Origin of the sequence: Burkholderia sp. AU45274 (assembly GCF_030482505.1) — a bacterium.
Classification (GTDB): Bacteria; Pseudomonadota; Gammaproteobacteria; order Burkholderiales; family Burkholderiaceae; genus Burkholderia.
The window spans coordinates 682743-702197 of record NZ_JAUJQE010000001.1; the positions used below are offsets into that span (position 1 = coordinate 682743).

Below are 19455 nucleotides of genomic sequence, written 5' to 3' on the forward strand. Positions count from 1 at the left end.
GGCGCTTACGCTGCGAGCAGCGAGCGCAGCACGAACGGCAGGATCCCGCCGTGCTTGTAGTAGTCGACTTCGATCGGCGTATCGATACGCAGCAGCACCGGCACGCGCTGTGATTCGCCGTTCTTGCGGTGGATCACGAGCGTGACGTCCTGTTGCGGCTTGAAGTCGTCGCCGAGGCCTTCGATGTCGTACGTTTCTTCACCGGTGATGCCGAGCGACTGGACGCTGTCCGCGCCCTTGAACTGCAGCGGCAGCACGCCCATGCCGACCAGGTTCGAGCGGTGGATGCGCTCGAAGCTGCGTGCGATCACGGCCTTCACGCCGAGCAGTTGCGTGCCCTTCGCGGCCCAGTCGCGCGACGAGCCCGTGCCGTACTCTTCGCCGGCGAACACGACCGTCGGCGTATCGGCGGCAACGTACTGCATCGCTGCGTCATAGATCGACTGCTGTTCGCCGCTCGGCTGGTGGATCGTCAGGCCGCCTTCGACGCGCGTGCCGTCTGCCTTCGGCGGGATCATCAGGTTCTTGATCCGGACGTTCGCGAACGTGCCGCGCATCATCACGTCGTGGTTGCCGCGGCGCGAGCCGTAGCTGTTGAAGTCGGCCTTCTGCACGCCGTTCTCCTTCAGCCACTTGCCTGCCGGCGAGTCTTCCTTGATCGAGCCTGCCGGGCTGATGTGGTCGGTCGTGACCGAATCACCGAAGATGCCCAGTGCGCGCGCGCCCTTGACCGTCGGGATCGATGCAGCCGGTTCCATCGAGAAGTCGTTGCCGAAGAACGGCGGCTCGGCGATGTACGTCGACTTCGGCCAGTCGTAGACCTGGCCCGATTCGCCCTCGATCTTGCTCCAGAGGTCGCCCTTCTTGGTCAGCTTCGAGTAGTTGTCCTCGAACTTCTTCGGGTCGAGCGCGAACTTGAGCAGCGCGTGGATTTCTTCGCTCGTCGGCCAGATGTCGCCGAGGTAGATGTCGCGGCCGCCCTTGCCCTTGCCGACCGGTTCGGTCATCAGGTCGCGCGTGATGTTGCCGGCGATCGCGTAGGCGACGACCAGCGGCGGCGACGCGAGGAAGTTCGCGCGGATGTTCGGGTGGATCCGCGCTTCGAAGTTACGGTTGCCCGACAGCACGGCTGCCGCGACGATGTCGTTCTTCGTGATCGCTTCGTTCAGTTCCGGCGTCAGGTCGCCCGCGTTGCCGATACAGGTCGTGCAGCCGTAGGCCGCGACTTCGAAACCGAGCTTCGACAGGTAGGGCAGCAGGCCCGTCTTCGTCAGGTACTCGGTGACGATGCGCGATCCCGGCGCGAGCGAGGTCTTGATCTTCGGATCGACCGTGAGGCCGGCCTCGACCGCCTTCTTCGCGAGCAGGCCGGCGGCCAGCAGCACGCTCGGGTTCGACGTGTTCGTGCACGACGTGATCGCGGCGATCAGGATGTCGCCGTTCTTCACGTCGACGCCGTTGCTCGTCGTGTATTGCGCGCCGAGGTCTTCCGCCTTCTTCGCGAAGCCGTTTTCCGCGACCGGCTTCGAGAACAGGTCGGTGAACGTCGACTTGACGTGGCCGATCTCGATGCGGTCCTGCGGGCGCTTCGGGCCGGCCAGCGACGGCGCGACCGTCGTCAGATCGAGCGTCACGACCTTCGTGTAGTCGATGTCGCCGGCCTTCGGGATGCCGAACAGCTTCTGCGCCTTGAAGTAGTTTTCGAACGCGGCGATTTCGGCCTTCGTGCGGCCCGTGCCTTCGAAGTACTCGATCGTCTTCTCGTCGACCGGGAAGAAGCCCATCGTCGCGCCGTATTCGGGCGCCATGTTGCCGATCGTCGCGCGGTCCGGCAGCGACAGCGACTTCGTGCCTTCGCCGAAGAACTCGACGAACTTGCCGACGACCTTCTCCTTGCGCAGCATTTCGGTGATCGTCAGCACCAGGTCGGTGGCCGTCACGCCTTCGCGCAGCTTGCCCTTCAGCTCGACGCCGACGACGTCCGGCGTCAGGAAGTACACCGGCTGGCCGAGCATGCCGGCTTCAGCCTCGATGCCGCCCACGCCCCAGCCGACCACGCCGATGCCGTTGATCATCGTCGTGTGGCTGTCGGTGCCGACGAGGGTGTCCGGGTAGTACACGGTGTCGCCGCCATCCGCCTTCTTGTGGACGCCGCGCGCGAGGTATTCCAGGTTCACCTGGTGGACGATGCCGACGCCCGGCGGCACGACCTTGAACGTGTCGAATGCCTGCATGCCCCACTTCATGAACTGGTAGCGCTCGTTGTTGCGCTGGAATTCCAGTTTCATGTTCAGGTCGAGCGCGTCCTTCTGGCGGAAGTAGTCGATCTGCACCGAGTGATCGACGACGAGATCGACCGGGACCAGCGGCTCGATCTTCTTCGGGTTCTTGCCGGTACGCTCCGCGACGCCGCGCATGGCCGCGATGTCGGCGAGCAGCGGCACGCCCGTGAAGTCCTGCAGCACGACGCGCGACACCACGAACGGAATCTCGTCGACGCGCTTGTCGTTCGGCTTCCAGTTCGCGAGCTGCTGGATGTGCTCTTCGGTGATTTTCTTGCCGTCGTAGTTGCGCAGCACGGACTCGAGCACGATACGGATCGACACCGGCAGGCGTTCGATCTTCGTCTTCAGTTCCTTGCCGAGCTGCGGCAGCGAGTAGAACTTGCCTTTGCCGGAACCGCTGTCGAATTCCTTGAGGGTCTTGTGGAGATTGTGGGCCATGGTGATTTTCCTGGGTTTAAGGCTAGGAAACAAAGAGTCCTGTATCTGACGGCTATATCACATACAAGTCGACGTACTCATCGACCGGCATTGCTTCGAGCTTTGCCTGGTCCAGCGACACGTCGAGAATCGCTTGTTGCTGCTTGGCCGGGAAGCGGCGGGCAAGGTTGGTCCTGAACTTCTCGACCAGGAGCGGGACGCCTTCGGCCCGGCGCCGCCGGTGGCCGAGCGGGTATTCGACCGCCACCTCGGCAAGCTTCGACCCGTCCGTGAACTCGATCGTCAGTGCATTCGCGATCGAGCGCTTGTCCGGGTCGTGGTAATCCTGCGTGAACTGCGGATCCTCGACGCACACGGTCTTCGCGCGCAGCGCGTCGATGCGGGGATCGGCGGCGGCCGAATCTTCGTAGTCGGCCGCGGTCAGCCGGCCATACAGCAGCGGCACGGCGACCATGTACTGGATGCAGTGGTCGCGGTCGGCCGGATTGGCGAGCGGGCCCTGCTTGTCGATGATGCGGATCGCGGCCGCGTGCGTGCGGATCGTGATCCGGCTGATGTCGTCGGTCGCGCGGCCCGCGGCGGCGAGCTGCGCGTGCAGCTGCAGCGCGGCCTCGGCGGCCGTTTGCGCGTGGAATTCGGCGGGGAACGCGATCTTGAACAGCACGTTTTCCATCACGTACGTGCCGTACGGGCGCTGGAAGCGGAACGGCTTGCCGTCGAACAGCACGTCGTAGAAGCCCCAGGTCTTGGCGGTGAGCGCCGACGGGTAGCCCATTTCACCCGTTTTCGCGATCAGCGCGAGGCGCACCGCGCGGGAGGTTGCGTCGCCGGCCGCCCAGGACTTGCGCGAGCCGGTGTTCGGCGCGTGGCGGTAGGTGCGCAGCGCGTGGCCGTCGACGAACGCGTTGGACACCGCGTTGATCAGCTCGTCGCGCGTGAGCCCGAGCAGCCGGCCGACGACGGCCGTCGACGCGACCTTCACGAGCAGCACGTGGTCGAGCCCGACCGCATTGAACGAATTCTCGAGCGCGAGGCAGCCCTGGATCTCGTGGGCCTGGATCATCGCGACCAGCACGTCGCGCATCGTGAGCGGCTTGCGGCCGGCCGCGACGGCCGTGCGGGAAAGCCAGTCGGCCGTCGCCAGGATCCCGCCGAGGTTGTCGGACGGATGACCCCATTCGGCGGCGAGCCAGGTGTCGTTGAAGTCCAGCCAGCGGATCATCGCGCCGATGCCGAAGGCGGCCTGCACGGGATCGAGCTGGAAGGACGTGCCGGGCACCTTCGCGCCGTTCGGCACGATCGTGCCGGGCACGACGGGGCCGAGCAGCTTGGTGCAGGCAGGGTAGGAGAGCGCCTCGAGTCCGCATCCGAGCGTGTCGATCAGGCAATGACGCGCCGTCTCCAGCGCGAGCGCGCTGTCGATGCCGGCATTCAGCACGTAGTCGACGATATCGACGAGTACCGTATCCGGAGCAGGGCGGACGTTGGAGACCGGGGCGGACATCGAGGGGCCGATGGGAACGCGCTTAGTTCGTTGCCGGCTTCAGCTCGTTCGACTGCGTCGGTGCCGGCGTGCCTTGCGCCATTTCCGGCGTCACGCATTCGTCCGCGAGGCGTTCGCCGCCGTTCGCGTCGGAGAACAGCATCGCCTTGCTCGGGATCACGACCAGCTTGAAGCCCGCGGCCGGATCGTAGAACGTGTCGGCGCCCGTCGTCGTGGCCTGACGCGGCAGCTTGTAGTTCTTCTTCGCCCAGTGAACCGTGACGACCTGGTCGCGCTTCATGTCACCGGCGAGGTCGAACGACAGACCTTCCTTGCAGGACCACTTGACTGCGCCGTCCGGTACCGGATCGACCTTCGCCGCGGCACGTGCCTGCGCCTTCTTGCTGCGCGGGATGATGCGCTTGGCCGGCGCCGGGCGCTTGGCCGCTGCCTTCTTCGCGGTCGTCGTGGTCGTACCCTGGGCAAACGCGCTCGGAGCCGACACCAGCATCGTGGCGGACAAGGCGCCGATGGCGGTAGCGATCAGGAGTTTCTTCATGGAGTCAGAACCTTTCGATAATCAGTTGACAAGGGCCGGCAATCTGCGCTGCCGGCCGGTTTGAAACTGCACGCGCCCCGAAAGCGCGCAGCGGCCGCTATTTTCACCTATTTGGCCGCGTGTATATCAGGTTTTCGGGCTCCGTTACGTTTTTTGTCGTTTCGCAAACCTCTATCCGGTTCGCGCCTCGTCGAATGCATGAAACTCGTGTATCGGCGCGGGCAGAACGCGCTTACGGCGCGCCGCCCTCGGCGGCCGGGCCGAACAGCGGCGCGGCCTCGGCCGGCACGGGCTGGCCGGTGGCCCGTGCGCGGCGCAGCACCGACCAGTAATAGCGGTAACTCGCGCGATCGTGCAGCGTATCACCGTGGCGCGTCGGGCCCCAGTCGGCGGCCTGCGCGGCCAGCAGGATCTCGGCGGCCAGCGCGACCTCGTCGGTGCGCGGCGCGAATGCGTCGACGATCGGGCGGATCTGCGCGGGGTGGATGCTCCACATCCGCGTGAACGCGAATTCGTCGCGCGCGCGGCGTGCATCGGCGGCGACGACGCTCATGTCGCGCACCTCGGTCGTCACGTTGTGCGACGGCGTCTTGCCGTGCGCGTGGCAGGCCGCGGCGATTTCCAGCTTCGCGCGGCGCACGAGCGGGTGCTCGAACTGGCCGGGCGAGCGCATCGCGGAATCGGGAATCGCGCCGTGGTGCGCGGAGACGAAATCCATCAGCCCGAAGCTCAGCGTGCCGACCGTCGGCAGCGCGGCGAGGGCGGCCGCCTGCGCGAGCGCGCCGTGCGTCTCGACCAGCACGTCTACGGGAATCGGCTGCGCGATGCCGAGCTCGCGGCGCGTGCCTTCGATGAATGCGGTCATTTCGGCGGCATCGGCGGCGCTGGCGATCTTCGGGAGCGTGATGTAGGCGGGGACACGCGCCGCACGCAGCACGATGCGTACGTCGTCGCGCCAGTGCGGGTGGGAAAAGTCGTGGATGCGGACGCCGACGCGGCCGAAGCGGTTCTCGTCGCTGCCGAGGATGTCGGTGACGAGTGCCGCATGCGCGGCTTCCTGGCCGACGGCGGCGCCGTCTTCGCAGTCGAGCGTGATGTCGAACACGGGGCCCAGCTCGGCCTGCAGCGCGAGCGACTTGCGCATCAGCTTTTCGCTGCCCGCGTAATGATCGCAGCAGGGCAGGATCGCGGGCGGGGACGCCCCGTCGTACAGCACTTGTGCGGGAGTGAGCGCGGCCATCTCGTCTACGTCAGGGAAGCGGGTCAACGTGGAGAAAATCGGATTCGGGCGCGTTCTGGGCCGGTGCGCGGCAAGCGCGGGGCGGCAAAACGTGCGCGGATCGGATCGGTCGGCCGGGCCGGCGGCATGCCGGCCCGGGCCGAAACCGGGCTGCCCGAGGGCCGCCCGGCGAGTGCTTGATGCTTAGTTCTTCAGCAGGTGGGCGACGCCATCGCGCTCTTCGAGCAGCTCGGCCAGCGTGCCGTCCATCTTCTCGCGCGAGAACGCGTCGATTTCCAGGCCTTCGACGCGCTTGTACTCGCCGTTTTCGCAGGTGACCGGCACGCCGTAGATGATGTCTTCGGGGATGCCGTACGAGCCGTCCGACGGGATGCCCATCGTGACCCACTTGCCGTTCGTGCCGAGGACCCAGTCACGCACGTGGTCGATCGCCGCGTTCGCTGCCGACGCTGCCGACGACAGGCCGCGCGCTTCGATGATCGCCGCGCCGCGCTTGCCGACGGTCGGGATGAACGTGTCGCGGTTCCACACGTCGTCGTTGATCAGCTTCAGCAGCGATTCGCCTTCGGCGGTCGCGAAGCGGAAGTCGGGGTACATCGTCGGCGAGTGGTTGCCCCACACGGCGAGCTTCTCGATCGATGCGACCGGCTTGCCCGACTTCGCTGCGAGCTGCGACAGCGCGCGGTTGTGGTCGAGGCGCAGCATGGCCGTGAAGTTCTTCTTCGGCAGATCCGGTGCCGACTTCATCGCGATGTAGGCGTTCGTGTTCGCCGGGTTGCCGACGACCAGCACCTTCACGTCGCGGCTCGCGACTTCGTTCAGCGCGGCGCCCTGAACCGTGAAGATCTCCGCGTTGGCCGACAGCAGGTCCTTGCGCTCCATGCCCTTCGAGCGCGGACGTGCGCCGACCAGCAGTGCGACGTCGGCATCCTTGAATGCGACCTTCGGATCGTCGGTGATCACGACGCCCGACAGCAGCGGGAACGCGCAATCGTCGAGTTCCATCACGACGCCCTTGACGGCGCCTTGGGCTTGCGGGAGGTCGAGCAGTTGCAGGATGACCGGCTGGTCCTTGCCGAGCAGGTCGCCGTTCGCGATGCGGAACAGCAGGGAGTAAGCGATTTGACCTGCGGCGCCGGTGACGGCAACGCGCTTTGCGGGCTTAGCCATTGAAAATCTCCAGGACGGGTGAAGCGTTGGACACTCGCGAAAACGCCATTCTATGCGCGTTGTGCTGAGTGTTGCATTGAAGCAGGGCGGAGGACTCGCGATGGCAGACGCGGTGAACCTGGAGACGGCCGTGGCACGTAGCCGGGGACGCGCTTTTGCACCCGCGAACCCTTGCTCGACCCGGAGTGTAGGAGCCGTCCGGCTCAAAGTCAAACGGTATCATATGTCTTATATAAGACAGATGTTTTGCGGAAATTGAGTGGACTTAAAAGTGCGGTTTGTGATGAAATGCGCGCCATGACATCGAACCAGGCGAATACCGCGAATCAGACCGGCGCAGGCGGCCCAGGGCAGCCGGGCGCGAGCGATCCCGCACCTTCGCCCGCGGCGGCTCCGTCGCCGACGTTCAGCCCGTTATACCAGCAGATTAAGTCATTGATCACGCAAAGTCTCGAAACCGGCGAGTGGAAGCCGGGCGAGATCATCCCGAGCGAGGTGGAGCTCGCGGCCCGCTACAAGGTCAGCCAGGGCACCGTCCGCAAGGCGATCGACGAGCTGGCCGCCGAAAACCTCGTGGTCCGGCGGCAGGGCAAGGGCACTTTTGTTGCAACGCACAACGAAGATCGCGCGCAGTTCCGCTTCCTGCGGCTGCTGGCCGACGACGGTGCCGAGCATCCGCACGTGAGCCGCCTGCTCGAATGCCGGCGCCTGCGCGCGCCGGCCGAGATCGCGCGGCAACTCGACCTGAAGCCGGCCGATCCGGTCGTCCAGGTGCGCCGCCTGCTGGAGTTCGAGAACGAAGCGACGGTGCTCGACGAGATCTGGCTGCCGGGCGCGATGTTCCGCGGGCTCACGTTCGAGCGGCTGAGCGAGTACAAGGGGCCGCTCTACGCGATGTTCGAGACGGAGTTCGGCACGCGGATGATCCGCGCGACGGAAAAGATCCGCGCGGTCGCGGCGGAGCCGGCGGTGGCCGACCTGCTGCACGTGCCGGCGGGTTTCCCTTTGCTGTCGGTCGAGCGTGTGTCCTATACATACGGAGACCGGCCGGTGGAAGTGCGTCGCGGCTGGTATGTCACAACCGGGTACTACTATCAGAATGACTTGAGTTGACGGTGTATCGGCTCAAGCCGAGTGCGTTCGCGTTCCCCACGTTCGCGAAGCACGTTTCGGGCCGCCTTTGTTCTTGTTCGCGCAATTATCCAGAGCAGACTTTCGCTGCAGCGCGATATAAAAAGGCGCTAAAATCGCGGATTAGTGTGACAACATAGTAGGGGTCTAGCATGACTGATGCAGTAAGAAAGCCGAGGCCGGAATACCGGAACATCGGATTCGGCGATATCACGATGAAATATCGCATGCCGCTGGCAGCGATATTGTCGATTCTCCATCGAGTCAGCGGCGCGCTGCTGTTCTTGTTCCTGCCGTTCCTGCTGTTCCTCTTCGACCAGAGCCTCACGTCCGAGCTCAGCTTCGAAGTCTTCAAGGCTTTCCTCTCCAACATCATCGTCAAGCTGATCGTCCTCGCACTGTCGTGGGCCTTCTTCCACCATTTCTGCGCCGGCATTCGCCACCTGCTGATGGACGTCAACCACGACGCCGTCACGAAGGAAGGCGGCAAGCGGACGGCAGTCGTCGTCTTTGTCGTCTCGATCGCGCTGACGATCGCCATGGCACTCAAACTGTTCGGAGCATTCTAAGAAAATGGCAGCCAATAACCGAATCGGCTCGAAGCGCCTCGTCGTCGGCGCTCATTACGGCCTGCGCGACTGGCTTGCGCAGCGCATCACCGCCACGATCATGGCGGTCTACACGGTCATTCTGCTCGTCCTGTTCTTCGGCGCGCACGATTTCTCGTACGAAGGCTGGGCATCGATCTTCGCCGCGCAATGGATGAAGCTCGCGACCTTCGTGATGCTGCTTTCCCTCTTCTACCACGCATGGGTCGGCGTGCGCGACATCTGGATGGACTACGTGAAGCCCGTCGGTGTGCGCCTGCTGCTGCAATCGCTGACCATCGTCTGGCTGCTCGCATGTGCGGGCTACGCCGCGCAGATTCTCTGGAGAGTGTAAAGAATGGCTGCAATCAAAACTAATCTCCCGCGCCGCAAGTTTGACGTAGTGATCGTCGGCGCGGGCGGCTCCGGCTTGCGCGCGGCGCTGCAACTGTCGCGCGCGGGCCTGTCGGTCGGCGTGCTGTCGAAGGTGTTCCCGACCCGTTCGCACACGGTGGCCGCGCAGGGCGGTATCGGTGCGTCGCTCGGCAACATGAGCGAAGACAACTGGCACTTCCACTTCTACGACACGATCAAGGGCTCCGACTGGCTCGGCGACCAGGACGCGATCGAATTCATGTGCCGTGAAGCGCCGAACGTCGTGTACGAACTCGAGCACTTCGGCATGCCGTTCGACCGTAACGCGGACGGCACGATCTACCAGCGCCCGTTCGGCGGCCACACCGCGAACTACGGCGAGAAGCCGGTCCAGCGCGCCTGCGCGGCCGCCGACCGTACCGGTCACGCGCTGCTGCACACGCTGTACCAGCAGAACGTCGAAGCGAAGACGCAGTTCTTCGTCGAATGGATGGCGCTCGACCTGATCCGCGACGCGGAAGGCGACGTGCTCGGCGTGACGGCTCTCGAGATGGAGACGGGTGACGTCTACATCATGGAAGGCAAGACGACGCTGTTCGCGACGGGCGGCGCAGGCCGGATCTTCGCGGCATCGACCAACGCGTTCATCAACACCGGCGACGGCCTCGGCATGGCTGCGCGTTCGGGCATCGCGCTGCAGGACATGGAGTTCTGGCAGTTCCACCCGACCGGCGTGGCCGGCGCGGGCGTGCTGATCACCGAAGGCGTGCGCGGCGAAGGCGGTATCCTGCGCAACGCGAACGGCGAGCGTTTCATGGAGCGCTACGCGCCGACGCTGAAGGATCTGGCGCCGCGTGACTTCGTGTCGCGTTCGATGGACCAGGAAATCAAGGAAGGTCGCGGCGTGGGTCCGAACAAGGATCACGTGCTGCTCGACCTGTCGCACATCGGCGCCGAGACGATCATGAAGCGTCTGCCGTCGATCCGCGAAATCGCGCTGAAGTTCGCGAACGTCGACGCGATCAAGGAACCGATCCCGGTCGTCCCGACGATCCACTACCAGATGGGCGGCATCCCGACCAACATCCACGGTCAGGTCGTCGGCACGTCGCGCGGTCACAAGGATCCGGTCAACGGCTTCTACGCAGTGGGCGAATGCTCGTGCGTGTCCGTGCACGGCGCGAACCGCCTCGGCACGAACTCGCTGCTGGATCTCGTGGTGTTCGGCCGTGCGGCCGGCAACCACATCGTCGAGCACGTGAAGAACCAGAAGGAACACAAGCCGCTGCCGGCCGATGCGGGCGAATTCTCGCTGGCACGCCTGGCGAAGCTCGACAAGTCGACCTCGGGTGAATATACGCAGGACGTCGCGAACGACATCCGCTCGACGATGCAGAAGCACGCAGGCGTGTTCCGCACGTCGGAACTGCTGAAGGAAGGCGTCGAGCAGATGGCCGGCCTGGCGGCGCGCGTGGAAAACATCCACCTGAAGGACAAGTCGAAGGTGTTCAACACCGCGCGCGTCGAAGCGCTCGAGCTGGAGAACCTGATCGAAGTTGCTCGCGCAACGATGGTGTCGGCGGAAGCGCGCAAGGAAAGCCGTGGCGCACACGCCCACAGCGACTACGAACACCGCGACGACGAGAACTGGCTGCGCCACACGCTGTGGTACAGCGAAGGCGATCGCCTCGACTACAAGCCGGTTCAAATGAAGCCGCTGACGGTCGAATCCGTGCCGCCGAAGCCGCGCACGTTCTAAGCCGAGTCAAAGGAATCCGAAATGGCAAAACGCATTTTTGAAGTCTACCGCTACGATCCGGACAAGGACGCAGCGCCGCGCATGCAGACGTACGAGCTGGAGCTCGAGCACGAGCGCATGCTGCTCGACGCACTGGTCAAGCTGAAGGCCGTGGACGAGACGCTGTCGTTCCGCCGTTCGTGCCGTGAAGGCGTGTGCGGTTCGGACGCGATGAACATCAACGGCAAGAACGGTCTCGCGTGCCTGACGAACCTGAACGACCTGCCGCAGAAGATCGTGCTGCGTCCGCTGCCGGGCCTGCCCGTCGTGCGTGACCTGATCGTCGACATGACGCACTTCTTCAACCAGTACCACTCGATCAAGCCGTACCTGATCAACGACGCGCCGCCGCCGGAGAAGGAACGCCTCCAGTCGCCGGAAGAGCGCGACGAGCTCGACGGCGTGTACGAGTGCATTCTGTGCGCGAGCTGCTCGACGTCGTGCCCGAGCTTCTGGTGGAACCCGGACAAGTTCGTCGGCCCGGCCGGCCTGCTGCAGGCTTACCGCTTCATCGCGGACAGCCGCGACACGGCCACCGGCGAGCGTCTCGACAACCTGGAAGACCCGTACCGCCTGTTCCGTTGCCACACGATCATGAACTGCGTCGACGTTTGCCCGAAGGGCCTGAACCCGACGAAGGCGATCGGCAAGATCAAGGAACTGATGGTTCGCCGCGCTGTTTAAGGTTGAGATGAGCGATTCGCATCAATCCGACCCGCACCGTCGCGCACGCCTTCGCTGGCGTGCGCGGCGGGGTCTGCTGGAAAACGACATCATTTTCGAGCGTTTCTTCAGCAGATACGAGCATGACCTCACCGATGCAGACGTAGGCGCGTTGTCGCGCCTGCTCGATCTGAGCGACAACGACCTGATGGACTTGCTCCTCGCGCGCAAGGAACCAGAAGGCGACCTAGACAGCCCGGATATTCACCGGCTGTTGGAGATGCTGCGCAACGTGTAACGCCAAGGTGTAACGCGTTGTGCCCGTTATCGAATCCCGTTTCTTTATTTCGATTGAGGATGTGCCATGACTCCGTCTGATGTTAAAGCCACGCTATCGTTCAGCGACAACTCGCCGAGCGTCGAACTGCCGATCTACAAGGGCACGATGGGCCCGGACGTGATCGACATCCGCAAGCTGTACGGCCAGACCGGCAAGTTCACGTACGACCCGGGCTTCATGTCGACGGCAGCTTGTAATTCGGCGATCACGTACATCGACGGCGACAAGGGCGAGCTGCTGTACCGCGGCTACCCGATCGACAACCTCGCGCAAAATGCCGACTTCCTCGAAAGCTGCTACCTGCTGCTGAAGGGCGAACTGCCGAACGCAGCGCAGAAGAAGGAATTCGTCGACACCGTCACGAAGCACACGATGGTGCACGAGCAGATGCACTTCTTCTTCCGTGGCTTCCGTCGCGACGCGCACCCGATGGCGATCCTGGTCGCTGCGGTCGGCGCGCTGTCGGCGTTCTACCACGACTCGCTCGACATCAACGATCCGCGTCACCGTGAAGTGTCGGCGATCCGCATGATCGCGAAGCTGCCGACGCTCGTCGCGATGGCGTACAAGTACAGCATCGGCCAGCCGTTCGTGTATCCGAAGAACTCGCTGTCGTACAGCGCGAACTTCATGCACATGATGTTCTCGAACCCGTGCGAAGAGTACAAGGTCAACGACGTGCTCGTCCGCGCACTCGACCGCATCCTGATCCTGCACGCCGACCACGAGCAGAACGCATCGACGTCGACCGTCCGCCTGGCCGGCTCGTCGGGCGCGAACCCGTTCGCCTGTATCGCTGCCGGTATCGCCTGTCTGTGGGGCCCGGCGCACGGTGGTGCGAACGAAGCCGCGCTGAACATGCTCGAGCAGATCGGTTCGCCGGACAACATCCCCGAATTCATCAAGCAGGTGAAGGACAAGAATTCGGGCGTGAAGCTGATGGGCTTCGGTCACCGCGTGTACAAGAACTACGACCCGCGTGCGAAGCTGATGCGCGAAACGTGCTACGAAGTGCTGAACGAACTGGGCCTGCACGACGACCCGCTGTTCAAGCTCGCGATGCAGCTCGAGAAGATCGCGCTGGAAGACGAATACTTCGTGTCGCGCAAGCTGTACCCGAACGTCGACTTCTACTCGGGCATCGTCCAGCGCGCGCTGGGCATCCCGACGTCGATGTTCACGTGTATCTTCGCGATGGCACGTACGGTCGGCTGGATCGCACAGTGGAACGAAATGATCGGCGATCCGGAGCAGAAGATCGGCCGTCCGCGTCAGCTGTTCATCGGCGATACGCCGCGCGAAGCGAAGCCGCTCAACGCACGTTAAGTCGTGTGCGGCGCGAACGGCCGGCAGGCCGCTCGCGTCGGGCGATCGCAACGCCACGACACCCCGACGGGTCATTCCGTCGGGGTGTTTTCATTTGTGCGGCCGAGGTTCGCCCGGGCCCGCACGGCGCTCAAGCGACGGCGGCCGCGTGTCGAGTGCGGGTGCGTCGTGATCGGGCGCGTGGCCGTGCTGCACGAAGAACTGCCGGTATGCGCCGGGCGTCATCCCGCGTGCGGCGAGGAACTGGCGATTGAAGTTCGCGGCATTCGGAATGCCGCAGCGCGCAGCCACCGTCGCGATCGGCCAGTCGGTGCCGACGAGATGGCGGCAAGCGTGCGCGAGCCGCAGCCGCTGCACGTAGCGGCCGACGCTTTCGCCGAGATGCCGGACGAACAGGCGCTGCAAAGTGCGTTCGGACATGTGCGTGGTGGCGGCGAGCGCGTCGATGCGCAACGGTTCGTGAAAGTGCCGGTCGATCGCGTCGAGCACGCGGTCGAGGCGCTCGGCTTCGGGGGCGGCCGCGTCGGTTTGGCGTGTCGTGCCGTCGGTGCGCTCGTACGCGTGTGCGGTGGCGAGCGGTTCGCCGCCGGCTTCCGAGAGATCGGCGAGCGTGTCGAGCGCGGCCGCGAGCCGGGTGCGCGGCGACGGATCGAGCAACTGCGGCAGCCGTGCGCGCATCGCGCGGGCCGCGTCCGTGCCGAAGCGCAAGCCCGGTGCGGCACGCCGCAACAGCGAGCGCAGCGGTGCGTATTCGGGGCAACAGTCGGCCAGACGCCGCGCCCAGTCGCCGTCGAACCAGATGACGAGCGCGACTTCAGGCGCATCGCGATCGATGCGTGCATTCGACGACCACGTATGCGGCAGGTTGGGCGGCACGAGCACCAGATCGTCGTCCGCGTAGTGCGCGACGTGATCGCCGATGAAGCGCTGGCCGCGGCTGTTGAGCGTCAGCGTCAGTTCGTATTCGGGATGGCGATGCCATTCGAAAGGAATGCGGGCGAGCTGGCGGTGATACACGCGGATCGAACAGCCGGGGGCGAATGTCACGTGCTCGTACTGCGGTTTCATCGGCGGCCTCCGGGCGAGGGCGGGCATCGCGCCGTGGCATGATCGTGAGCATTCGTCACGACGGAGCGATGCGATGTTTTCACATGTTTGCGTGGGTGTGACCGACACCGCGCGCGCCTACGATTTCTACGCGCCGCTGTTCGCGGAACTCGGGCTGCGCCTGAAATTCCGCGAACCGGACGGCTGGTCGGGCTGGATGCCGGCCGACACCGACCGGCCGCTGTTCTTCTTCGGCCACCCGCTCGACGGCCGCGCGCCCGAGCCGGGCAATGGCCACACGATCGCATTCGTTGCGCCGACCCGCGCGCACGTCGATCGCTGCCACGCGCTCGCGCTGCGCCACGGCGGCACCTGCGAAGGCGGCCGGACTATCACCGCGACTACTACGGCGCCTATTTCCGCGATCCGGACGGCAACAAGCTGTGTGTGGTCTGCCATCGTCCGGCGTGATGCACGGTTGTCCGGATTGTATCGATAGTTGGCCGGATAGTGGTGATGACGGTCGCGCGCCGGTCGTACGCTGACAGCACATCACGACACCTGTCAGCGAGGAGACCACGATGCAACTGACGATTGACGACCTGCCTGCCGCGATTCGCGACGCGAAAAGGGCGCTGCGCGCCGACCTGCCTGGTTATGCGGCCACGTTCCGCGAACTGGAGGGCGACATCGCGCGGCAGGTCGATGTGATTCGCCGCGCGCATGCGCATGGTCGTGACGTGATTCCGGTGGTGCCGTTCGCGGACATCGCGAGCGGGGCCGTCGATCCGCACGCGGTTGCCGCGATCCGCACGCATGGCGCGGTCGTGATCCGTGGCGTATTCGATCCGCAGCAGGCGCGCGACTGGAACGACGAGATCGGCGCGTACCTGGACGCGAACTGCTTCACCGATCGGCTGCACGCGCGCGCCGAAGACCGCTATTTCGGCAATCTCGCGTCGGGTAAGCCGCAGATCTACGGCGTCTACTGGTCGAAGCCGCAGGTGGCTGCGCGCCAGTCGCCTGCGCTCACGCAGGCGCGCGTGTTCCTGAACCGTCTGTGGCGGCATGCAGACGGCGGGCGTACGCATTTCGATCCCGACCAGGTGCCGGCCTATGCGGACCGGATTCGCCGCCGCCCGCCCGGCTCGACGTCGCTCGGGCTGTCGCCGCACGTCGACGGCGGCTCCGTCGAACGCTGGCTCGGCGCGAATTTCCGCCAGGTCTACCGTCACGTGCTGGCCGGCCGCTGGCGCGATTACGACCCGTTCGATGCGGCGTTCCGTCCGGACGTCGAGGAGATTCCGTCGCCGGCCGTATGCTCGATGTTCCGCACGTTCCAGGGCTGGACCGCGCTGACGCCGCAGGGGCCCGGCGACGGTACGCTGCAGTTGATCCCGGTCGCGAACGCGATGGCCTACGTCGTGCTGCGCGCGTTGCAGGACGATGTCGCGGACGACGACCTGTGCGGCGCGCGCCCGGGCCGCGCGCTGTCGATCCGGCCCGAATGGCACGCGCTGCTGCTCGACGCACTGGTGCCGATCCCGCACATGGAGCCGGGCGACGCGGTGTTCTGGCACGGCGACGTCGTGCACGCGGTCGAGGATGCGCATCGCGGCAATGGCGACAGCAACGTGATGTACATCGCCGCCGCGCCCGGTTGCGCGAAGAACGACGCGTACCTGCAGCGCCAGCGGGCTGCGTTCCTGCGCGGCGAAAGCCCGCCCGATTTTCCGGCCGATCATTTCGAGGTCGAATTCGACGAGCGGGGCGGGGAGGGCGATCTCACGGCGCTCGGCCGTTCGCAGATGGGGTTCGGGCCGGGCGTGTAGCAGGCGCGCCGCATGCGAAGGCGGCCGCTTGCCGAATCCGCTGCGCGCCGCGCGCAATTCGACGCAATCGGCTGTCGGCGCAGCCGAAATCGACGCGAATTGCGCAATTTGGCTTCCGATAATGGTCCGGACACAACGCAGCCGCCCCGTGTGACGCACGGGTGCGGCGCTGACCATGGAGGAGTCGATGCAATTCACGCAAGCGATCGTTCGCCGCCCCGCGCCGTCCTGTGGCGCGGGCCTGACCACCGCCGAACTCGGCGCGCCCGATTACGACAAGACGCTCACCCAGTTCCACGCGTATTGCGACGCGCTGCGCACGCTCGGCGTCGCGCTGACCGAACTGCCGCCGCTGGAGGCATTCCCCGATTCGCACTTCGTCGAGGACACCGCGGTCGTGACACCCGAATTCGCGGTGATCACGCGCCCCGGTGCGCCGGCGCGGCGTGGCGAGACGGTGCACATCGAAGCGGCGCTGGCCGCGCATCGCGACCTGCTGCCGATGCAGGCGGGCCGGCTCGACGGCGGTGACGTGATGCAGGTCGGCAAGCGTTTCTACATCGGCCTGACGGGCCGTACCGACGCCGACGGCATCGCCGCATTCGACGCGCTCGTGTCGCGCTACGGCTATTCCGTCGTCGCGGTGCCGGTGGGCGCCGGCCTGCATCTCAAGTCGGTCGTCAACGCGCTCGGCGACGACACGCTGCTCGTCACCGAAGCGCTGGCCGCGCATCCGGCCTTCGCTGACTATCGCCGGATCACGATCTCGGCCGCCGACGAATACGCAGGCAACACGCTGCGCGTGAACGGCACGCTGATCACGCCGGCCGGCTACCCGCGCGTGCACGATGCGATCGCGTCGCTCGGGCTGCCGCTGCACGTGATCGATACGAGCGAGTTCCGCAAGATGGACGGCGGCCTGACCTGCCTGTCGCTGCGGTTCTAGCCGATTGGCGCGCGGCCGCTTCGGCCGGATAATGTGGCCCCCGCGCGGAACCGGAGACGTTCCGCGCACCAGCCACGACCCGACCGGAGCGAACGCGGATGACCGACAAGAAGATGCAGCTCGACAAGATCGATCTCCGGATCCTCGACATCCTGCGCACCGACGGGCGGATTTCCTACCGGAAGCTGTCCGAGCTCGTGAACCTCACGCCGCGGCCGTGCCAGGCGCGCGTGGAGCGGCTCGAGGCGCTTGGGGTGATCGAAGGGTACCGCGCGGTGATCAAGGCGCCGCGCGCGACCAAGCCGATCGTCGTGATCGCGCAGATCACGCTGGCCGACCACGGGCGTTCGCAGGCGCCGTTCGAGGATGAAATGCGGGCGAATCCGGCGGTGCTCGATTGCTGGCTCGTCAGCGGCACGTTCGATTTTCTCGTGCGGCTCGCGTGCGAGGATCTCGACGAGTACCGGCGGATCGCGAACCTGTGGCTGGAAAGCCCGCGGTTCCGGATCGAGAAGATCGTGACGACGGCCGAACTGCAGGCGATCAAGCGCAGCGTCGTGTGATGCGGCCGGCCGGGAAGGGCCGGCTCCGACGCGAATGACGCGGCCTGACGATTTGCATTCCGAATCAAATCGTCAGGCCTGAATCCAATCAGGGTGAACACTATGGATGCTTTGCAAGCTGCAGCGGAGACGCCCGCACCGTCCGGAACGACGCTGAAGCGCCGTCTGCAGGGCCGCCACATCGCGATGATCGCGATCGGCGGCTCGATCGGCACGGGGTTGTTCGTCGCGTCGGGGGCGTCGGTCGCCCAGGCGGGGCCGGGCGGGGCGATCGCCGCGTATATCGCGATCGGGCTGATGGTGTACTTCGTCGTCACGGGCCTCGGCGAGATGGCCGCGCTGATGCCGGTATCGGGCTCGTTCGCGATCTACGGCGAGAAGTACGTCGACGAAGGCTTCGGCGTCGCGCTCGGCTGGACCTACTGGTACAGCTGGGCCGTGACGATCGCGATCGAGCTGGTCGCCGCGCAGATCGTGATGCGCTACTGGTTTCCAACCGTACCCGGCATCTGGTGGGGCGCCGGATTCCTCGTGCTGATCTTCCTGCTGAATACGCTGTCGGTGCGCGGTTTCGGCGAATCGGAATACTGGTTCTCGCTGATCAAGGTGGTCACCGTGGTCGCGTTCATCGCGGCCGGGTTGCTGATCGCGGCCGGCCTGATCGGGAACGGGCATCCGGTCGGCTTGCGCAACTTCACGACGGGCGACGCGCCGTTCGTCGGCGGCGTGCACGCGATGATGAGCGTCGCGCTGATCGCGGGCTTCTCGTTTCTCGGCACCGAGCTGGTCGGGATCACGGCCGGCGAATCGGAAAACCCGCGCAAGACGATCCCGCGTGCGGTGAAGCAGATCTTCTGGCGGATCATGCTGTTCTACGTGTTCGCGATCTTCGTGATCGGGCTGCTGGTGCCGTATACGGACCCGAACCTGCTGAAGAGCGACGTGACCGACATCGGCGTGAGCCCGTTCACGCTGGTGTTCAGCCATGCGGGCTTCCGGCTCGCGGCCGGCGCGATGAATCTCGTGATCCTGACGGCCGTGCTGTCGGCCGGCAACTCCGGGACTTACGCGGCGACGCGGATGCTGTACAACCTCGCGGCGGAAGGGCGCGCGCCGGCGATGTTCGCGACGCTGTCGCCGGGCGGCGTGCCGCGCAACGCGCTGTACGCGACGATGGCTGTCGGCGGGCTGTGCTTCCTCACGTCGCTGACCAACAACCAGAGCATCTATCTGTGGCTGCTGAATACGGTCGGCATCACCGGCTTCATCGCGTGGCTCGGCATCGCGGTCTGCCATTACCGGTTCCGCAAGGGGTTCCTGAAGCAGGGCTACCGGCTCGATCAGCTGCCGTACCGCGCGAAATGGTTCCCGTTCGGGCCGCTGTTCGCGATCGCGATCTGCATCGTGATCTCGCTCGGGCAGGATTACCAGGCGTTCTTCGCGGCCCGCATCGACTGGATGGAAGTGCTGTCGATCTACGTGTGGATTCCGCTGTTCGTCGCGATCTGGTGGGCGTATCGCCGTGCGCGCAAGAGCCGGCTCGTGCGCTACGAGGAGATGGACATCGGGCCGTGGCTGACGCGTTCGGTCGAAGCCGTCGATGCAGCGGCCACGCAGCACGGGCAGTCGCACTGACTGCCTGGTCCTGAAAGCGCGGTAACGGGCGCCGGAT

At 65.4% G+C, this 19455-nt stretch carries 17 protein-coding genes and 1 pseudogene; 12 read left to right on the forward strand and 6 right to left on the reverse strand.

All coding sequences use genetic code 11. From position 1 onward, the window contains the following. Positions 1 to 5 precede the first annotated feature (5 nt). The 5 genes from acnA to QZM35_RS03165 form a co-directional block, all read right to left on the reverse strand. Positions 6 to 2723: an aconitate hydratase AcnA gene (gene acnA / locus QZM35_RS03145; protein ID WP_089432389.1), complete on the reverse strand. Its 2718-nt coding sequence runs from the start codon at positions 2721 to 2723 to the stop codon at positions 6 to 8. 52 nt (positions 2724 to 2775) lie between these two features. Then, positions 2776 to 4227, reverse strand: a complete 1452-nt coding sequence (locus QZM35_RS03150) for a bifunctional 2-methylcitrate dehydratase/aconitate hydratase (RefSeq protein ID WP_301775377.1) — start codon at positions 4225 to 4227, stop codon at positions 2776 to 2778. A 22-nt stretch (positions 4228 to 4249) separates the two neighbouring features. Next, the gene (locus QZM35_RS03155; protein WP_089432390.1) at positions 4250 to 4765 is read right to left on the reverse strand and encodes a hypothetical protein; all 516 of its coding nucleotides are present in this window, start codon (positions 4763 to 4765) and stop codon (positions 4250 to 4252) included. Between the two features lie 232 nt (positions 4766 to 4997). After that, entirely contained in the window at positions 4998 to 6005 is a 1008-nt protein-coding gene (locus QZM35_RS03160) for a CoA ester lyase (protein WP_301775810.1), read from the reverse strand. A 183-nt stretch (positions 6006 to 6188) separates the two neighbouring features. Next, positions 6189 to 7175: a malate dehydrogenase gene (locus QZM35_RS03165; protein WP_069251130.1), complete on the reverse strand. Its 987-nt coding sequence runs from the start codon at positions 7173 to 7175 to the stop codon at positions 6189 to 6191. A gap of 288 nt (positions 7176 to 7463) precedes the next feature. On the opposite strand from QZM35_RS03165, the gene QZM35_RS03170 reads away from it, so the two are divergent. The 7 genes from QZM35_RS03170 to gltA all read left to right on the forward strand — a co-directional run bounded on the left by QZM35_RS03170 (position 7464) and on the right by gltA (position 13395). Further along, the gene (locus QZM35_RS03170) at positions 7464 to 8288 is read left to right on the forward strand and encodes a GntR family transcriptional regulator (protein ID WP_124576438.1); all 825 of its coding nucleotides are present in this window, start codon (positions 7464 to 7466) and stop codon (positions 8286 to 8288) included. Positions 8289 to 8458: 170 nt separating this feature from the next. After that, positions 8459 to 8875: a succinate dehydrogenase, cytochrome b556 subunit gene (sdhC, locus tag QZM35_RS03175; protein ID WP_034185792.1), complete on the forward strand. Its 417-nt coding sequence runs from the start codon at positions 8459 to 8461 to the stop codon at positions 8873 to 8875. A gap of 4 nt (positions 8876 to 8879) precedes the next feature. Then, positions 8880 to 9248, forward strand: coding sequence for a succinate dehydrogenase, hydrophobic membrane anchor protein (gene sdhD, locus QZM35_RS03180; protein ID WP_011355745.1), 369 nt, complete (start codon positions 8880 to 8882; stop codon positions 9246 to 9248). A 3-nt stretch (positions 9249 to 9251) separates the two neighbouring features. Beyond that, a complete protein-coding gene (sdhA, locus tag QZM35_RS03185) occupies positions 9252 to 11027 on the forward strand; it encodes a succinate dehydrogenase flavoprotein subunit (protein WP_089427959.1) in 1776 nt (591 codons plus the stop codon). 21 nt (positions 11028 to 11048) lie between these two features. After that, complete coding sequence (locus QZM35_RS03190; protein ID WP_011355743.1) at positions 11049 to 11750, forward strand: succinate dehydrogenase iron-sulfur subunit; 702 nt, start codon at positions 11049 to 11051, stop codon at positions 11748 to 11750. A 7-nt stretch (positions 11751 to 11757) separates the two neighbouring features. Further along, positions 11758 to 12027, forward strand: a complete 270-nt coding sequence (locus tag QZM35_RS03195; protein WP_039358259.1) for a succinate dehydrogenase assembly factor 2 — start codon at positions 11758 to 11760, stop codon at positions 12025 to 12027. Between the two features lie 66 nt (positions 12028 to 12093). Then, positions 12094 to 13395, forward strand: a complete 1302-nt coding sequence (gltA, locus tag QZM35_RS03200) for a citrate synthase (RefSeq protein WP_011355741.1) — start codon at positions 12094 to 12096, stop codon at positions 13393 to 13395. Positions 13396 to 13485: 90 nt separating this feature from the next. On the opposite strand, the gene QZM35_RS03205 is transcribed toward gltA, so the two are convergent. Next, positions 13486 to 14463: an AraC family transcriptional regulator gene (locus QZM35_RS03205; RefSeq protein ID WP_301775378.1), complete on the reverse strand. Its 978-nt coding sequence runs from the start codon at positions 14461 to 14463 to the stop codon at positions 13486 to 13488. Positions 14464 to 14536: 73 nt separating this feature from the next. Between QZM35_RS03205 and QZM35_RS03210 the strand changes: the two are divergent. The 5 genes and pseudogenes from QZM35_RS03210 (at position 14537) to QZM35_RS03230 (ending at position 19418) form a co-directional block, all read left to right on the forward strand. Further along, positions 14537 to 14913 (forward strand): annotated as a pseudogene (locus QZM35_RS03210) (VOC family protein). A 110-nt stretch (positions 14914 to 15023) separates the two neighbouring features. Next, positions 15024 to 16274, forward strand: coding sequence for a DUF1479 domain-containing protein (locus QZM35_RS03215; RefSeq protein ID WP_301775379.1), 1251 nt, complete (start codon positions 15024 to 15026; stop codon positions 16272 to 16274). A gap of 187 nt (positions 16275 to 16461) precedes the next feature. Next, positions 16462 to 17220: a dimethylarginine dimethylaminohydrolase family protein gene (locus QZM35_RS03220; protein WP_089433276.1), complete on the forward strand. Its 759-nt coding sequence runs from the start codon at positions 16462 to 16464 to the stop codon at positions 17218 to 17220. Positions 17221 to 17318: 98 nt separating this feature from the next. Beyond that, positions 17319 to 17783, forward strand: a complete 465-nt coding sequence (locus tag QZM35_RS03225; RefSeq protein ID WP_089427955.1) for an Lrp/AsnC family transcriptional regulator — start codon at positions 17319 to 17321, stop codon at positions 17781 to 17783. Positions 17784 to 17885: 102 nt separating this feature from the next. Further along, complete coding sequence (locus tag QZM35_RS03230) at positions 17886 to 19418, forward strand: amino acid permease (protein ID WP_089427954.1); 1533 nt, start codon at positions 17886 to 17888, stop codon at positions 19416 to 19418. The last annotated feature ends 37 nt before the right edge of the window (positions 19419 to 19455 follow it).

What these genes read in the sequence shown, in the direction of transcription:
- acnA (WP_089432389.1), bottom strand. Translation starts at nt 2,723, where the DNA reads ATGGCCCACAATCTCCACAAGACCCTCAAGGAATTCGACAGCGGTTCC.
- QZM35_RS03205 (WP_301775378.1), bottom strand. Translation starts at nt 14,463, where the DNA reads ATGAAACCGCAGTACGAGCACGTGACATTCGCCCCCGGCTGTTCGATC.
- gltA (WP_011355741.1), top strand. Translation starts at nt 12,094, where the DNA reads ATGACTCCGTCTGATGTTAAAGCCACGCTATCGTTCAGCGACAACTCG.
- sdhC (WP_034185792.1), top strand. Translation starts at nt 8,459, where the DNA reads ATGACTGATGCAGTAAGAAAGCCGAGGCCGGAATACCGGAACATCGGA.
- QZM35_RS03195 (WP_039358259.1), top strand. Translation starts at nt 11,758, where the DNA reads ATGAGCGATTCGCATCAATCCGACCCGCACCGTCGCGCACGCCTTCGC.
- sdhD (WP_011355745.1), top strand. Translation starts at nt 8,880, where the DNA reads ATGGCAGCCAATAACCGAATCGGCTCGAAGCGCCTCGTCGTCGGCGCT.
- sdhA (WP_089427959.1), top strand. Translation starts at nt 9,252, where the DNA reads ATGGCTGCAATCAAAACTAATCTCCCGCGCCGCAAGTTTGACGTAGTG.
- QZM35_RS03160 (WP_301775810.1), bottom strand. Translation starts at nt 6,005, where the DNA reads ATGGCCGCGCTCACTCCCGCACAAGTGCTGTACGACGGGGCGTCCCCG.
- QZM35_RS03230 (WP_089427954.1), top strand. Translation starts at nt 17,886, where the DNA reads ATGGATGCTTTGCAAGCTGCAGCGGAGACGCCCGCACCGTCCGGAACG.
- QZM35_RS03215 (WP_301775379.1), top strand. Translation starts at nt 15,024, where the DNA reads ATGCAACTGACGATTGACGACCTGCCTGCCGCGATTCGCGACGCGAAA.
- QZM35_RS03155 (WP_089432390.1), bottom strand. Translation starts at nt 4,765, where the DNA reads ATGAAGAAACTCCTGATCGCTACCGCCATCGGCGCCTTGTCCGCCACG.
- QZM35_RS03165 (WP_069251130.1), bottom strand. Translation starts at nt 7,175, where the DNA reads ATGGCTAAGCCCGCAAAGCGCGTTGCCGTCACCGGCGCCGCAGGTCAA.
- QZM35_RS03190 (WP_011355743.1), top strand. Translation starts at nt 11,049, where the DNA reads ATGGCAAAACGCATTTTTGAAGTCTACCGCTACGATCCGGACAAGGAC.
- QZM35_RS03150 (WP_301775377.1), bottom strand. Translation starts at nt 4,227, where the DNA reads ATGTCCGCCCCGGTCTCCAACGTCCGCCCTGCTCCGGATACGGTACTC.
- QZM35_RS03220 (WP_089433276.1), top strand. Translation starts at nt 16,462, where the DNA reads ATGCAATTCACGCAAGCGATCGTTCGCCGCCCCGCGCCGTCCTGTGGC.
- QZM35_RS03170 (WP_124576438.1), top strand. Translation starts at nt 7,464, where the DNA reads ATGCGCGCCATGACATCGAACCAGGCGAATACCGCGAATCAGACCGGC.
- QZM35_RS03225 (WP_089427955.1), top strand. Translation starts at nt 17,319, where the DNA reads ATGACCGACAAGAAGATGCAGCTCGACAAGATCGATCTCCGGATCCTC.